General features: G+C 47.3%; 13 protein-coding genes. 12 read left to right on the forward strand and 1 reads right to left on the reverse strand.

Translation table 11 applies throughout. The features are described from left to right. Positions 1-23 precede the first annotated feature (23 nt). From DWU89_RS10110 to DWU89_RS10175, 12 genes are all read left to right on the forward strand, one after another. The gene (locus DWU89_RS10110) at positions 24-356 is read left to right on the forward strand and encodes a cation transporter (protein ID WP_115499530.1); all 333 of its coding nucleotides are present in this window, start codon (positions 24-26) and stop codon (positions 354-356) included. Between the two features lie 157 nt (positions 357-513). Next, the gene (locus tag DWU89_RS10115; protein WP_115499531.1) at positions 514-1,041 is read left to right on the forward strand and encodes an RNA polymerase sigma factor; all 528 of its coding nucleotides are present in this window, start codon (positions 514-516) and stop codon (positions 1,039-1,041) included. A 12-nt stretch (positions 1,042-1,053) separates the two neighbouring features. Further along, entirely contained in the window at positions 1,054-2,289 is a 1,236-nt protein-coding gene (locus DWU89_RS10120; protein WP_115499532.1) for a porin family protein, read from the forward strand. Positions 2,290-2,340: 51 nt separating this feature from the next. Next, on the forward strand, positions 2,341-3,123 hold the full coding sequence (locus tag DWU89_RS10125) for a BFO_2992 family lipoprotein (protein WP_115499533.1): 783 nt from the start codon (positions 2,341-2,343) through the stop codon (positions 3,121-3,123). Positions 3,124-4,374: 1,251 nt separating this feature from the next. Continuing rightward, positions 4,375-5,274, forward strand: a complete 900-nt coding sequence (locus tag DWU89_RS10140) for an Abi family protein (protein ID WP_115499535.1) — start codon at positions 4,375-4,377, stop codon at positions 5,272-5,274. A gap of 19 nt (positions 5,275-5,293) precedes the next feature. Further along, positions 5,294-5,488, forward strand: coding sequence for a hypothetical protein (locus DWU89_RS20625; protein WP_158543363.1), 195 nt, complete (start codon positions 5,294-5,296; stop codon positions 5,486-5,488). A gap of 795 nt (positions 5,489-6,283) precedes the next feature. Further along, positions 6,284-7,045: a BFO_2992 family lipoprotein gene (locus tag DWU89_RS10150; protein WP_115499568.1), complete on the forward strand. Its 762-nt coding sequence runs from the start codon at positions 6,284-6,286 to the stop codon at positions 7,043-7,045. Between the two features lie 33 nt (positions 7,046-7,078). Next, positions 7,079-7,645, forward strand: a complete 567-nt coding sequence (locus DWU89_RS10155) for a YIP1 family protein (protein ID WP_115499536.1) — start codon at positions 7,079-7,081, stop codon at positions 7,643-7,645. 12 nt (positions 7,646-7,657) lie between these two features. Beyond that, positions 7,658-8,119 (forward strand): SsrA-binding protein SmpB, encoded by a 462-nt coding sequence (gene smpB / locus DWU89_RS10160; RefSeq protein WP_115499537.1) that lies wholly within the window; start codon positions 7,658-7,660, stop codon positions 8,117-8,119. 9 nt (positions 8,120-8,128) lie between these two features. Continuing rightward, positions 8,129-11,836 (forward strand): methionine synthase, encoded by a 3,708-nt coding sequence (metH, locus tag DWU89_RS10165; protein ID WP_115499538.1) that lies wholly within the window; start codon positions 8,129-8,131, stop codon positions 11,834-11,836. A gap of 97 nt (positions 11,837-11,933) precedes the next feature. Further along, entirely contained in the window at positions 11,934-13,952 is a 2,019-nt protein-coding gene (locus tag DWU89_RS10170; RefSeq protein WP_115499539.1) for a tetratricopeptide repeat-containing sensor histidine kinase, read from the forward strand. Between the two features lie 28 nt (positions 13,953-13,980). After that, positions 13,981-15,042 (forward strand): DUF3810 domain-containing protein, encoded by a 1,062-nt coding sequence (locus DWU89_RS10175; RefSeq protein ID WP_115499540.1) that lies wholly within the window; start codon positions 13,981-13,983, stop codon positions 15,040-15,042. A 16-nt stretch (positions 15,043-15,058) separates the two neighbouring features. On the opposite strand, the gene DWU89_RS10180 is transcribed toward DWU89_RS10175, so the two are convergent. Beyond that, a complete protein-coding gene (locus DWU89_RS10180; protein ID WP_115499541.1) occupies positions 15,059-15,955 on the reverse strand; it encodes an Abi family protein in 897 nt (298 codons plus the stop codon). Positions 15,956-16,063: the final 108 nt, after the last annotated feature.

Below are 16,063 nucleotides of genomic sequence, written 5' to 3' on the forward strand. Positions count from 1 at the left end.
GTGTCAATTAAATTATTTATATCATGAAACAATTAGTAGTAGCTTTGATTTGTGCCGTATTTACTTTTTCCACGGCCTATGCACAGGATGCAAAGAAGAAAAAGGAATCCGTGACTTTCTTTGTAGAAGGCATGGATTGTGCAAATTGCGTTAAGAAGATCGAGAAGAATATCGCCTTTGAAAAAGGAGTGACCGATCTGAAATGTGATCTGAACACCCGCACGGCAGTTGTTACCTACCGTGCAGATAAAACCTCCAAGACCAAGTTGGCTTCAGCCTTTAAGAAGATTGGCATGGAGGCGACTCCGGTCGATAACGGCGCCGGTTGCCCGGTTGATCCGAAGAAAAAGAAATAGAGGATGATTTGTCTCTCCTTATTCAATATTCGCGAGAATACTGTATCTTTGGAACGTTTTTGATGGAAAAATATTTATTCCGGAATGCAGCGTTTCGGACGGTTCTAACATCATATTAAATGTACAGCCTTGAAAAGGGCGTGAAGGCACACATTAAATGACGGAGAAACAACTGATAGAGGGTTGTAAGAGTGGGGAAAGGCTGGCTCAGAAGGAGCTGTATGAAACATATTCCCGCAAAATGATGGGCGTTTGTCTGCGTTACGTAAGCGACAGGGAGACTGCCCGTGATTTGTTGCAGGACGGTTTCGTAAAAGTCTTCACCAGTATGGATTCCTATTCGGGGATCGGGTCATTTGAAGGGTGGATGCGAAAGATCTTTGTCAATTGTGCGTTGGAGTATTTGCGTAAATCGGATGTTTTGCGCGAGGCGACCGACTTGGATAACACGGCGGAACTCGTTCATCCGGACAGTTCCGCAATATCCGATATGTCGGCGGTCGAGCTGATGAAACTGGTGCATGAACTGCCCGCCGGCTTTCGTACGGTGTTCAACCTGTTCGCGATAGAAGGCTATTCGCATAAGGAGATCAGCGAGATGATGAACATCACCGAGAGCACTTCCCGTTCGCAGTTTACGCGTGCCAAGCAGCTGTTACAACGCAGAATTAACGAATTGTATTGAGAAAAAAAGGAAATGAAAGATAAGGAAAGAGACATATTTGACGATTTGCTGCGTGAGAAGTTATACGACTTCGAAGCAGACACGTTGCCGGGTGACTGGGAGGCCATTGCCGACCGCCTGCCTGCCGCAAAGACTGTCCCTTTCCGGCGGACTTTGCGCTATTGGGCTGCCGCTGCCGTTATCTCCTTATTGGTCGTCACCGGAGGCGTTTATGTCGTGAACCGCGACAAAGAACCGATGCCCGTTGCCGAAACAATCCGGGAAAAGACAGACGCAGTGGAGACGCAGTTGGCGGAACAAACCCAGCCGGCCGCTCCAGTTGCTGTGGCCGAACCTTCCCGAAATAGCACGGATAAGCCTGTTGTTGCTCAAACGTCCTTGTCCCCGCGCTTGACGCGGGGCCGCATCGGTACAGACCTTATCAATCAGCCGCTCATAGAGCCGGTTCCAGTGCGATCCCGCGTCAAGCACGGGAACGAGGTGCCTTTGACACAGCTCTCTGTGCCGGAGGAATCTGAAATACGTCCGGTTGAGACGCGTGCCCTGATTGCCGACGCAACACCCGTGAAGGAAGCCGGTAAAGCTCCGGTGAGAAGATGGGGCTTCGGAATGGGCGGAGGAAGCGTGACCGCCGGGACATCCAATTCTCTGAACACCTTTGCGCTGAAGAACACGGCGCTGATCGACAGAGAGCTGATCCAGCTGAACTCACCTTATTTCAACGAGCAGTCTCCAAAAATAAACATTCATCATAAAACACCTGTAACAGTCGGGATGGGCGTCAGTTACTATCTGAACGACCGTTTCTCCCTGCAATCCGGTTTGAACTATACATTCCTTTCTTCCGAGTGGGAAACGAATGCCGTTTATTATGGCGAGACAAAGCAGAAGTTGCATTTTATCGGAATACCCCTTTCCTTGTCCTATAAGATTGCGGAATGGAAACGCATACAGTTTTATGCAGCCGCCGGCGGAATGACGGAGATCAATGTGGCCGGTAAGCTGACTTCCAAGATATTTGTCGGGAATGATGAAATCCGTCATGAGAAAAGACATATCCGGATGAAAGAATGGATGTGGTCTGTAAACGGCCGTGTCGGAGCCAGTTATCCCTTGCTTCGCTTCCTGAGTGTATATGCGGAAGCAGGCGCCGGCTATTATTTTGACAATGGAAGCGACATCGAAACGATCCGCTCCGAGAAACCGTTTAATGTCAACCTGCAGGCGGGTTTCCGTTTGGGCTTTTGAACAGTAAACAAATAAATAATAAACAATATAAAATTAAAAGAACAGTAAAAAATGAAGAAACTTAAAGTTTTAGGATTGGCAGCAATCGCTGCGGGAATGGTAACGTTAACCTCTTGTTTGGATAGTGGAGGAAATAAACAAACATTACAAAGCTATGCTATTGTGGATTATTCCTCTACGATGAGAAAGCTTATATATCCTTTGGGATATTATCCGTTGTATATACCAGCTGTTGCAAATGATGTAAACTATAATCCAGGCGATTGTGTGATTGCAAATTATACGGTGGATTTTGACTCTCCGGATAATGCAAATGCTTCAACGAATGGTTTCTATGTAGCGTCGGGTGCTGCTTCCTCCGCACTACCTAAATATAATTTCTCTTTCTCTGAATCAGATTCAACAGCATTGGAAGGTGAAGTTCTTTTATCCGGTGCTGAAAGTGTATTAATGATGTCTGCTAATTATCAGAGAATTATTGCAGAGCCTATTTTTGAATCTATATTGACAGATCAGAAAAATGATTATAGATTGATGTTTGATTATGATCAGGAGCCAGCGACAGTGAATAGTACAGAAAGGGTGTACACTTTGTATTTGCGTTGTCAGAAACTGACAGATGGAAAGGCGCCTACTCTTAGTAATGCTAAAGATGCGGCCATTTTTGATGCAGGTCAGTTTTATTCTACTCTGAAGAGTAGGGAAAGTGCAGCTGGTAAAAAAGTTGCAAGTTATCAAGTTAAATATGCAAAGTCCTTCAATTCAGACTCCACAAAAGTCATGACTTGGGGCGTTTCTAATATCTCTCAGTTCTCGATAGCAGAGTCTGAATAAGTATTTCTGAAATTTTAGGAATTCTTATTCCTTAAGATAAATACAGGCATCGGATGGAAAACGGATAAATATCCGGATTCTGTTCGATGCTTTTTTTTGAGCGTTTTCTGCCATTACTTTGCCTTACATTCACCGGCGAAAAGAGAGAAGTAAACCGGGTTGAAAAACGCAGGATCAACTTAAAACCGACAATTTATTTTGGCGACAAAATGAAGGTAAAAATGGCGTTGCAAGGAATTGCAGGCACGATTTCGTTCGATTTGATTTTACGGTGGATGCGAAGCTCTGGTTCCTGATTTTGTGCTGTCTTGCAGGCGGGCTTTTGTATACTTCAGTTTGTTCTACCCTTTTAGTATAGTGAAGCTGTATCAATTATTATGGTGCGCAGATGCCATAGATTTAAAAGAGGCTTATTGTATAAAACGCATTTTTTAGGCTAAAAAAAGCTCCGAAACAAAACAAATGTTAATCCGCTTTTCAGACGTCAAAAAGGGACTTTTCCCTCTTTTTTGAGCGTTTTCCGTAATTATGACCGTCCTCTTTGCCATTACGACCGTGCTAATAGGCAGTGCACTCGGCACCTCGCGAAGATTATGACGGTCGTAATGGAGATTATGACGGTCGTAATTGAAAAGAGGACCGTTTTCATGGCAAAAAAGCACCTGAATTTCCTTGGGATATTTGGAACGCCGTCCGTTTTGTTTTCAAATATTCGATTCTCCGGGAGTTAAGGTTTATCACTTTGTCGGTGTTTTTGGTTTTTGCCAATCAAATTGCACACTTTTCAGGATGACCTCGGCAGCTCATTCCGTCCGATGTCAGCCGGAATGGGTAAAACCATGAAAAGAGTCAATCCGAAATCGATCAAGATTTCGAATGAAATAGAAAAACGGTCGGAGAAGGGGGATATTGTATATTTTAACATATTTGAAACCACTCCCGGAACATCCGTATATACACGGATTTAATCTTTCCCGACTGTACTGTGTGCGCAACTTCGGCAGTCAGTCCGGCACTGAAATTCTCCGGTGGCTGCACCGCAACGAATTGATAGACGATGGCGGCTCACGGGATTTCAATGTTCTGTACCCGTAATTATAGTAAAGTGTTCGGGGATTACCCGGACACTTTACAAAATTATGCCGGAATATATTTTGTGGTTTAAGAGAAAAGTTCTATATTTGCAACCAATAGAACCTGCCAAGCCTCTTAACAATGCTCAAATAGGCAGGTCGTTTTTTATATATACCTATGAAACAGCCATTTACCAAAGTTTTCTATACTTCCCAACAACATATTACTCTTTTAAAGAGCAGAGGTTTAGTAATAACGGACGAGCGAAAAGCGGCAGATTATTTGTACAATATCGGCTACTTCCGTTTGAGTGCTTATTTTTACCCGTTATTGAAGTTGCCAAAAGAGCAACACCAATACAAGTCGGGTGCGACTTTTATCCAAGCATTGGATATGTACCGTTTTGACCGCAAATTGCGGTTGCTTCTATTCAATGAAATCGAAAAAATAGAAATAGCTATCCGCAGTTGCATGACCAATGCCGCCAGCGAGTATTTCAATGACCTGTTTTGGATTACCAACCCTGCCTATTTCTACAATATGCAGAATTTCCAGTACACACAAGATACGATAGATGCCGAACTGAAAAAATCGAAAGAAGATTTCATCCTGCATTTCCAGTCAGCCTATACCGATAGTTATCCGCCTGCATGGATGATTGCCGAGATATTGCCGTTAGGTATGCTTTGCCGCATCTATACCAATTTGAAGGACAATGTGATCAAGAAACGGATTGCGCAACATTTCGGTTTGCAAGTTCCGGTATTCAGTTCATGGATCGTGATTTTGGCTGGTTTGCGTAATATGTGTTGCCACCATTGTCGTACATGGAATAGGGAACTGGCGGTTATCACGACCGAACCCCGCCGGACACAATTCGGCTGGATAAATTCTTCACGGACGGACAAGCGTAGGATGTACTACCGCATTTGCATGATACGTTATTTCCTTTTTACGGTATCACCCGGCAATACATTCGAGGATAAGCTAAAGGCACTGTTAGCCGCCTATCCGAATATTGATACCCGTGCGATGGGCTTTCCCGTTGGTTGGGAAAACGAGGATATTTGGAAATAGGCATCAGTGATGCCTATTTATGAGACAGTGTCACATAAATTACACCCTTCCGTACACCGTCCTTACCTTCTCGCCGTCCAGCAGCTTGCATGGCCGTACCACCCATGCCGCACCGTCCGCCATCATACCCGGCAACGCCTTTTCGCCACCGCCCTCAATTTCCGGCAGCGTAACAGCCACTATTTACGGCTCACCCGATAATCATTGGGGATAAATAAATTCATTATTTGGCAAGATTGAATCATCATTTATGGTTCACATTTTCTTACATTCGAAACTTCTTGGCGTTTGTCGAGGTCCGTGGATACTAAAATAATATATTTATTTTCAAATTATACTGTCATACTATCATTTGTTCATTTGAATATCATGAATATCAATGCGTATATCAAATGATAGCAGGCATGATGGCAGGATTTTCAACTATCATACTGTCATAAAAGCTATTATCCTTTTTCATGTTCTATGTTGCTGAATTTCAATTTGGTAACCACTCGTGCTTTTTGAGACTCGGGTCTTAGTACAGCCAAGACCCGGGTCTCAAGACCTTCCGGATGCGGATGTAAATGGTGTTAAAACGGGCATTTTCGACAAAATACATAACGACTTTATGTTAAAGACAAAGGCATATCTGACTAAAAAGAAGTAAGCCTTACTCAAAAATGTCCTGTGTTAACACTTCTGGTACCTTGTTTTTTCGATGAAACAACACAAAATGATAGTTAAACGGAATATTCATGATGGTTAAATGATAGTTGTAATTAGAACTATCATAGCTATGTATCATGATATTCAATTCCTATATGGAAAACATGAGAGTATGACAGTTCTTTTTCAAAAAACTTTATATAAAAGTTCAGTATTTAACATATTTGAAACCACTCCCGGAACATCCGTATATACATGGATTTAATCTTTCCCAATTGTATGAGTAAGAAAATAATGCTACCTTTGTGCCTTCCCTCTGTGTGTGGAGGAAGATAACTTCGATTTCAAATTGTATATGGAAATGAGAAAGACTGTATTATATGGCGTGATAGCCCTTTGCCTGGTTGTGTTGAGCTCTTGTTTGGGAGACCCGGCGACGCAATTGACGATGGCGAATCAGACCGGGGTTGTGGCAACGAATGTGGGGACCGTGGGTAAGGTTATTTTCGTCAAAGGCGGGGATGTGATCTCTTCGGAAAACTTCCAGAATGCGAATGTGGAAGATGGAGAATGTATCCTGTTCGATTATTCGATCGATTACGGGCTGGCTGAAAATGCAGACGGCGGGGCGAATAAAGGCTATATGACTGCAACCATTTATGAGAATACACTTTCGGAAGTGAGCCAGTGGCAGCTGTTCAATACCTTGACAGACACCTCGAACGTCGAGAATGGTGAATTACTGCTTTCCACCCTTCAGCCCCGTTCTTCCTATATCAAGGGAAATCTGTTTCTTTTTACGGAAATGAGCGGTCATAAGACGGCGCAGGAAGATAGTTTCGCCTTGTCTTATAATCCGGATCAGGTATTGAATGGCGATCAGGTCTATAGCTTGTATCTGCGCGCTATCAAGACGGCTGAAGGCGGCGAGGAGGATAACGGGCAATCGATGATTATCCCCTGTGCTTTCAATATTCAGGACTTTGTGAAGAAAGTGACAGGAGAAAATAATACCGATGAGGTGAAGTTCCGGGTTAATTATGCATCCGCATTCGGGAAAGACTCTGCTTCAATCGTCTGGAAATCATCCGATGTGTTTACGATAAACCCTTCAGGGAAATAACTTAATGACAAATAGCAAACGAACGTATTGAAGATGTATAAAGAGATATTTAAATTGGTAGTGGCCATCATCTCCCAGCCGGGAAAAGCTTGGGATATTCTGACGAAAAAGGAAGAAAAGGACGATGAGTTTTTATCCCGGTTTGTGTATCCCCTGATCGGAATCGTTACGGTGGCGGCTTTTCTTGGGGTGTTGTTCACCCGGAAAGAGTTCGACATCGAGCTGGCTCTGAAATCGTCAATCCGGACGCTGGTTGCCGCCTTCGGTGGTTTTTACCTGGCGTCGTATTTTCTGAACGAGCTTTGGCAAGGTTTTTTCAAACGCGAGAAAGACATGAAGCTGTGCCAGCGTTTCGTCGGCTATTCGTCTTCGCTGATGTTCGCGCTGAATATCGTGTTGATGTTGCTTCCGGAGTTTTTCTTTTTGCGGATATTTGTCTTATACACGTTCTATATCGTGTGGGAGGGTGCCGGCCCTTATATGCAGGTGGAAGAAAAAGACCGCCTGAAATTTGTCGGGGCTGCGACCAGTTTGATTTTGCTGACGCCCTGGCTGATCGAAGTCGTCCTGTCGATGCTGATGCCCGGTTTGCGTTTTTGATAAATAAATGAGATGAAAGAGAAGATTAGTAATAATATACAGATAAAGAATAAGCGGGCAACTTTCGATTATGAGTTGCTCGATACGTTTACGGCGGGCATTGTGCTGACCGGGACGGAGATCAAATCGATCCGCCTGGGCAAGGCGAGCCTGGTCGATACGTTCTGTATCATTGAGAAAGGCGAGCTGTGGGTGAAAAATATGTATGTGGCGGAATATTTCTACGGGACTTATAACAACCATTCGGCCCGCCGCGACCGTAAGCTGCTGCTGACGAAAAAGGAGTTGCGCAAGATCGAGGGGGCAGCCCGCAACAATGGCTTCACGATCATTCCGACCCGCCTTTTTATTAACGACAAAGGGCTGGCCAAAGTCGTGGTCGCAATCGCCAAAGGAAAGAAAGAATATGATAAACGCGACTCCATCAAAGAACGGGATGATCGCCGCGAGATGGACCGTGCATTCAAACGATAAAGACATTTAATGGATAAAGAGATATTTTTGAATCTCCTGAAAGAACGTATTCTGATTCTGGACGGAGGAATGGGAACGATGGTCCAGGGGTTTAAACTGACTGAGAAGGACTATCGCGGCGAGCAGTTTGCCGGTTGGCCCGGTGACCTGAAAGGCAATAACGACCTGTTGTGCATCACCCGCCCGGATGTGATCAAGTCCATTCACCGCCAATACCTGGATGCCGGTGCGGACATCTTTGCTACCAACACATTCAATGCGAATGCCATCTCGATGGGAGACTACGGCATGGAGCAGCAGGTGCGCAATATAAACCTCGCTGCCGGACGGTTGGCGCGCGAAGTGGCCGATGGCTTTATGGCGGAACATCCCGGACGTACGATATTCGTCGCCGGCTCTGTCGGTCCGACCAACAAGACGGCTTCCATGAGTCCGGACGTGAGTGATCCCGCCTTCAGGGCTGTCACCTATATGGATTTGTATAACGCCTATAAAGAGCAGGTGGAGGCTTTGGTGGACGGCGGTGTGGACATCGTCTTGTTCGAGACGACGTTCGACACGCTCAATGTGAAAGCCGGCCTGGAAGCTGCCGAGACTGTTTTGAAGGAGAAAGGTAAAGACTTGCCGATCATGCTTTCCCTGACGCTTTCGGCGCAGGGCGGCCGCACTTTCTCGGGGCAGACTTTGCTGGCGTTCTTGGCTTCCGTACAACATACCAATATTGTCAGTGTCGGCCTGAACTGTTCGTTCGGGGCTGCCGACATGAAGCCTTACTTAGCTGAACTGGCGAAACACGCGCCTTATTATATCAGCGCCTATCCGAACGCCGGGCTGCCGAACAGTTTCGGTTCGTACGACGAGACGCCGGAAAAGATGGCTGCCCACGTGAAGCCCTTTATCGACGAAGGATTGGTCAATATCTTAGGAGGCTGTTGCGGAACGACGCCGGCCCATATCGCCCAATATCCCGAACTGGTCAAAGGCGCGAAGCCGCATATGCCGGCCCCGAAGCCCGACTGTCTTTGGCTGTCAGGACTGGAACTGCTGGAGGTAAAGCCGGAAAACAATTTCGTCAATATCGGCGAACGCTGTAATGTGGCCGGTTCGCGTAAGTTCCTGCGCCTGATCAAGGAAGAGAACTACGAAGAAGCCTTGATGATCGCCCGCAAGCAGGTGGAAGACGGTGCGCAGGTGATCGACATCAACATGGACGACGGGATGCTCGACGCTGTGAAGGAGATGACCACGTTCCTGAACCTGATCGCTTCCGAACCCGATATTTCCCGCGTGCCGGTCATGATCGACTCTTCCAAATGGGAGGTGATCGAAAAAGGCCTGATGTGCGTACAAGGCAAAAGCATTGTAAACTCGATCTCCCTCAAAGAAGGCGAGGAGGCTTTCCTGCAACATGCCGCGCGTATCAAACAGTTGGGAGCGGCAACGGTCGTGATGGCTTTCGACGAGAAAGGACAGGCCGATACGTTTGAACGGAAGATAGAGGTATGCGAACGCGCCTACCGTCTCCTCCGGGAAAAAGTCGATTTCGATCCGAACGGGATTATTTTCGATCCGAATGTGTTGGCCATCGCGACCGGCATGGAGGAACACAACGGCTACGGGCTCGATTTTATCCGTGCCGTCGAGTGGATCAAGCAAAACCTGCCGGGAGCGAAGGTGAGCGGCGGGGTCAGCAACCTTTCTTTCTCTTTCCGTGGAAATAATTATGTGCGCGAAGCGATGCATTCCGTATTCCTCTATCATGCCATCCGCAAAGGCATGGATATGGGAATCGTCAACCCGTCGTCGTCCGTGCTCTATGAAGATATCGAACCCGCTTTCCGTACGCTGCTCGAAGATGTTATTCTGGCACGCCGTCCGGAAGCGGCGGAAGAACTGATACAATGGACAATTGACAATGGACAATTGACAATTAATAAGAAGAATGATGCAGATAATTGTCAATTGTCAATTGTCAATTGTTCATTAGAAGAGCGTTTGGAAAACGCTCTGATACGCGGTATCGGCGACCATCTGGAAGAGGATTTGCAGGAAGCCCTGAAGGTTTATCCGCGTGCGGTGGACATTATCGACGGCCCGCTGATGAGCGGCATGAACAAGGTCGGCGAGTTGTTTGGCGCCGGGAAGATGTTCCTTCCGCAGGTGGTCAAGACGGCACGCACGATGAAAAAGGCGGTGGCGGTCCTGCAACCGGCTATCGAGGCGGAGAAGGTCGCTTCCAGCTCGTCGAAAGCCGGAAAAGTGCTGTTCGCTACTGTCAAGGGCGATGTGCACGACATCGGAAAGAACATCGTCTCGATCGTGTTAGCTTGTAATAACTACGAGGTCATCGACCTGGGCGTGATGGTGCCGGCGGACGTGATCGTGAAAAAAGCAATCGAGGAGAAGCCTGATTTGGTCTGCCTCTCCGGCCTGATCACGCCTTCGCTGGAAGAGATGGTGCACGTGACGGACGAGATGCAGAAAGCCGGGCTCACTATTCCCGTGATGGTTGGCGGAGCTACGACTTCCAAGCTGCATACGGCTGTTAAGATCGCTCCTCATTACGATTATCCGGTGATCCATGTGCTCGACGCTTCGCAGAATCCGTTGATTGCCGCCAAGCTCTTGAACCCCGATACGCGCGATGCTTATATCGAAGGCCTGAACAAGGAATATGAAGAGCTGCGCGCCTCGTTGGAAAAGAAAAAAGAAGTATTCGTATCGCTTGCCGAAGCGCGGGCCAATCCGCAGCCGGTCGACTGGACGCACTATAATCCGGTGGTTCCCCGTCAGATGGGCATCCACGTGATCCCCCATGTTCCTTTGGATAAAGTGGCTGGCTATATCAACTGGGTCTTTTTCTTCAGTGCCTGGAAGCTGAGCGGGCGTTTTGCCTCTGTCGCCAGCCTGCATGAGTGCGATGCCTGTCGTGCCAATTGGCTGTCCGGTGTTCCCGAAGAGGAGCGCGGGAAGGCGGCGGAAGCTATGCAGCTCTATCTGGATGCGGCGAAACTGCTCGACCGTCTTATCGAGATGAATGCCGACTATTGCAAAGCCATTTACGGCTTTTTCCCGGCAAACAGCGACGGCGACAATCTCCGTGTCGGTGAGGTCACGATCCCTGTCTTGCGCCAGCAGACAAAGAAGGAGGAAGGCGTTTATAAATCGCTTGCCGACTATGTGATGCCTCTTTCCGAAGGGCGTACGGATTATGTCGGCGCGTTTGTCGTGACAGCCGGTGCCGGCGCCGAATCTCTGAAAAACAAGTTCGAGGAAGAAGGCGACACCTACAATTCGATGTTGCTCCAGACGTTGACCGACCGTTTGGCCGAGGCGACGGCGGAATATCTGCACGAAAAGGTCCGCCAGGAATATTGGGGATATTCTCCGGACGAATCGTATTCCTTGCCCGACCTGTTCAAAGTGAAATACCAGGGAATCCGTCCGGCTGTCGGTTATCCGTCCTTGCCGGACCAACTGCTCAACTATACGTTGGACAACCTGCTCGACATGTCGCAGATCGGCGTCAGGCTGACGGAAAACGGCGCGATGTACCCGACGGCAACTGTCAGCGGTCTTTATATCGCACATCCTGAATCCCAGTATTTTATGATCGGAAATATCGACGGAGAGCAGATGAAGGATTATGCCCGCCGCCGGAATCTATCGGAAGCGGAGGCAAAGAAGATTTTGAATAAGAATATTTCCTGTTCTTAATCTCTTTATGCCCTAATATTCATTATTTACCGGAAAACGCATACAGCGTTATGGAAAAAACTCTATCTTTGAAAAACAATAGATGGAGCGGTGCTGTATGAAAGAGAGGCATATATACGTAAAAGGGGTGTTGATCGTTTTTTGTCTGTTCCTGACGGATCTATACGGATCTTGCAGGACTGATGGGAAAACGGATGATGCGGGTGAGAGGCTCAAGGCTTTGTATGAATTGTCCCGGCAAAACTGGGAGACCCCGATGGAAGTGCCCTATCTGAAATCATTGGTAGAGCTTGCCGGAGAAGTCGATTCAATGGGATATTATTACAGCGCCCTTTCCTCATTGGGGCGTTATTATTGTAATATCAACCGGTTGGATAGCCTGACCTATTGGGGCAATATGGTCGATTCCGTGACAAAAGCACGCCGGGAAACCCCTCTGGCAAAATTCGATTTTCTGAATTATTACTGCCGGTATTATCTGATTAACGGAGAATATGAATTGGCGATGAATGAGGCTGTGATGCTTCAGATGTTGTCCAAGGAAAAGAATAATATGACGGGCTTGATATCCAGTAATGAATATTTGGGCCTGGTTTATTTGCTGATCGGACGGGACAGCGATGCGGTGACTGCTTTCGAGGAAGCGTTGGACCTGTTGAAAACAAAAAGCAAGCCGGATTATGAACTTCAGATTATCCCCTATCTGCTGATCGCCTATTTGCATCTTGACGAGTTGGATCATGTGAAGTCGACTCTTGCCCGTTTCGAAGAATCGTTGCAGAAAATTGAAAGCTATAAGTCTGATATTAGGGAAAATTATCCGATTAAGGCCAAAAAGTGCTTGCTGTATGCCAATTATCTTAATTTGTATGTGGCGGAAAAGAATCTTCCGAAAGCGCGTGAAACCGTAAGCCTTTTGCCTTCTTATATGGATGAAAGCATGGGGCCGGATGTTACGTCCGTATATGATTTGGCGATGGCCCGCTATTATTTCTTTATCAAAGATTATCCGCAGGCGCTCCGGGAGATCGATAAAGTGCTTGCTGTCGATTATTCGTCCGAACCGCTGAAGCTGAAAGTCGATATCCTGAAAGCCGCCGGAAGGACGGATGAGGCGTTGAAACAGTATGCCGAATTGCTGTCGCTGGTCGAGCAAACGAATGTGACGGCTTTCACCCGCCAATTGAACCAGCTTCGTATGCTGCACGACCTGAACGACAAGAAAATGCAGGAACAGAAACTGCTTTATCAGAAACGGCAACTTTCCGAGAAGCAGCTACAGCTTACGGCCTCTATTCTTGTGTCCTGCATACTGTTGGTATTGCTGTATGTCTTATTCCGCTATTCCAATCGTACTCGTAAATTAAAGAACGATCTCCAAGTCGAGCGCGAGACGTTGATCGAAACCACCGAAAGCCTGCGTGTGGCTAAAGAACAGGCGGAGGAATCCAACCGCCTGAAAACGTCGTTTGTCGCCAATATAAGCCATGAGATACGGACGCCGCTGAACGCGATTGTCGGGTTTGCCGATCTGCTGCAAGATGCCGATGAGGCCGAGCGGAACGAGTATCTCAAAATAATCAAGAACAACACCGATATGTTGCTCGGGCTTGTGAATGACGTGTTAGACCTGTCGCGGCTCGAATCGGATTCTTTCAGTGTCATACTGGAAGATTGCGACCTGTCCGAATGTTGCCAGAATGCACAGGAGAGAATCAGGCATCGGGTGCAGCCGGGTGTCAAGTTGGGCTTTACCGCTTCGGATGATCATTTCATCCTGAAAACCGATGATTTGCGCTTACAACAATTGCTAAACAACCTGTTGTCGAACGCCGTTAAATTTACCGGGCAGGGAGAAATCAACCTCGACTATCGTGTCGACCGGGAGAATCGGCAGGTTGTCTTTACCGTCACCGATACGGGATGCGGCATTCCGTTGGATAAGCAGGAAGTCATTTTCGACCGCTTCGCAAAGGTGAATGAATTTATCCCCGGGGCAGGCTTGGGATTGCCTATTGCCCGGACGATCGCTATCCGCCTGGGCGGGACGCTGACAGTCGATCCCGATTACGACAAAGGGGCGCGTTTCATCTTCGTCCATCCGTTTGGAGAGTAGATGGGGATTGCTTATCTTTGTTGTTAGGATGAAAGGAACGGAATGGATTAAAAAGATACGGATCCGCTGGATTATATTGGCTGCCGGGCTTGTTCTGGTCTGGTGTGTGCAGGCTTCGCCCGCTGCCGGCGAATGGTATGCGCGAAATGTTTATCCGTCCGTTTCGTCTTTGTTGTCTCGTTTTTCTTCTTTTTTCCCCTTCTCTGTGGGCGATTGCCTGATCTATGGGAGTATCATCGGCTTGTGCCTGTATCCGTTTTATGCCCGTTGGAGAAAGCGTCGATGGGCAGTGATCGCCGGACGGATGGCGGAGTATCTTTTCTGGATCTACCTTTGGTTTTATCTGGCCTGGGGATTGAACTATTTCAGGAAGGACTTTTTTACTCGGACCGAGATTCCGTATGCCGCTTATTCCGTCGACACTTTCCGCTCATTTCTGTCTGCCTATACCGATTCGCTGAATGCCTCTTTTGTCCCGGTCGAAGCGATCGACAAGGCGGTCGTTGCAGCGGAGACAAAGAAAGGATATCGGGAGATCGACGGGCGTTTCGGCCTGGTCCGGCCTGCCGGTTATCTGCGTCCCAAACCGATGCTGATTCCTTCGCTGATGAGCGGCGTAGGCGTGTTGGGTTATATGGGGCCGTTCTTTACCGAATACAATCTGAACCCGAAGCTGCTTCCGGTGCAGTATCCGTTTACGTATGCCCACGAGATGGCGCATGTGTTAGGCATATCCAGCGAGGCGGAAGCGAACTTGTACGGCTTTCTGGTCTGTGCGCGTTCCGAAGTGCCGGAGATCCGTTTTTCCGCTTATTTCGCATTGCTGCCTTATGTGCTGGGCAATGCCTACGGATTGTTGCCGGAAGAAGAGTTTAACGCCTGGAAAGCAACCATTTCCCCGGAAGTGAAAGACCTCTACAACCGTAAGACGGCCTATTGGCAGTCTTTATACAGTCCTTTGATCGGCGAAGTCCAATCCACCGCCTACAACTGGTTCCTGAAAGGCAACAACATCCCCTCCGGCCGCAAGAACTATTCGGAGGTGGTGGCATTGCTGATGGCACTGTATAATAATGAGCATAGGGATTGACTGTATCCAGTGATGTCTATTTCCAAATATCTTCGTTTTCCCAACCAGCCGGAAAGCCCATCGCACGGGTATCTATCGAAGGGTAACGGGTAAGCAAGTCCTTGAACCTTTCTACAAACGAGTGGTTGGGATTGATTATATCCAACAGATAAACGATCATGCTCAATATGAAATAGACCTGCCGTGTGCCGTTCGCCGGAAGTGTGATGAATGATTTGCGTGGTGAACGTGGCATTAACGGGCGGATGCTAAGTGTCCGATTCCATAAGCGGCAATGATGGGCGCAAATGTTACGGATATAAACGATACTGTGCAACCAGGAAGCAAAAACGGTGTCGGGCAACCCGAAATAATCCGCAATGCTCCGCTTGGTCTTTCCGGGAAGCAGGTTATTGTATAGAATAGACAGTGTACCGAAAGAAGTTATCTCCATCGTTATCCAACTTGGCGGAAAAGGATCGGAATACTTGGATTTGAAAGCCGTCACAAATTCCTCGTCGCTGCGCTGGTATTCTTCATCTATTTTTGATAATATCTTGGCATGACGTACCGGATTGTTAAAATGGGAAGCATCGGCAAACCAATATCCATCCCATTGTGAAGAGAGTATATAGGCGGTCTGTGTGCGCACAGCTACCTCTATTTTTTCCAGCTCCGTAATAATCAGCTTGCGAAGCTCACTATCGAACTTGTAGATGTTGTAGGCGGCATCGAATGTGCTGCCGGGCTTGAACAAATGATTTTGCTTGTCTGCCAGCAAAGGATACCAGTAGCCGCTCAAACGGTAATAACTGATATTGCGTAGCAGGTGTAAGGCTTTGGCTTCGTCCGTGAAAACAAGTCCACGCTGTTTGAGCAAAGCAATCTGATCCGCAAAAGATATGAGTTGTTTGGGGTAAGAGATTTTAGTCATAGAGGTATAAAAATAAAAGGCTTACCCTGAGCGCGCTGATCTGACGGGAAGCGGGGTAAGCATGTTGCTGCAAAGATAAAACTATTCTCTTGAAATACAAAACTGTCG

Source organism: Parabacteroides acidifaciens, assembly GCF_003363715.1.
Lineage (GTDB): Bacteria > Bacteroidota > Bacteroidia > Bacteroidales > Tannerellaceae > Parabacteroides > Parabacteroides acidifaciens.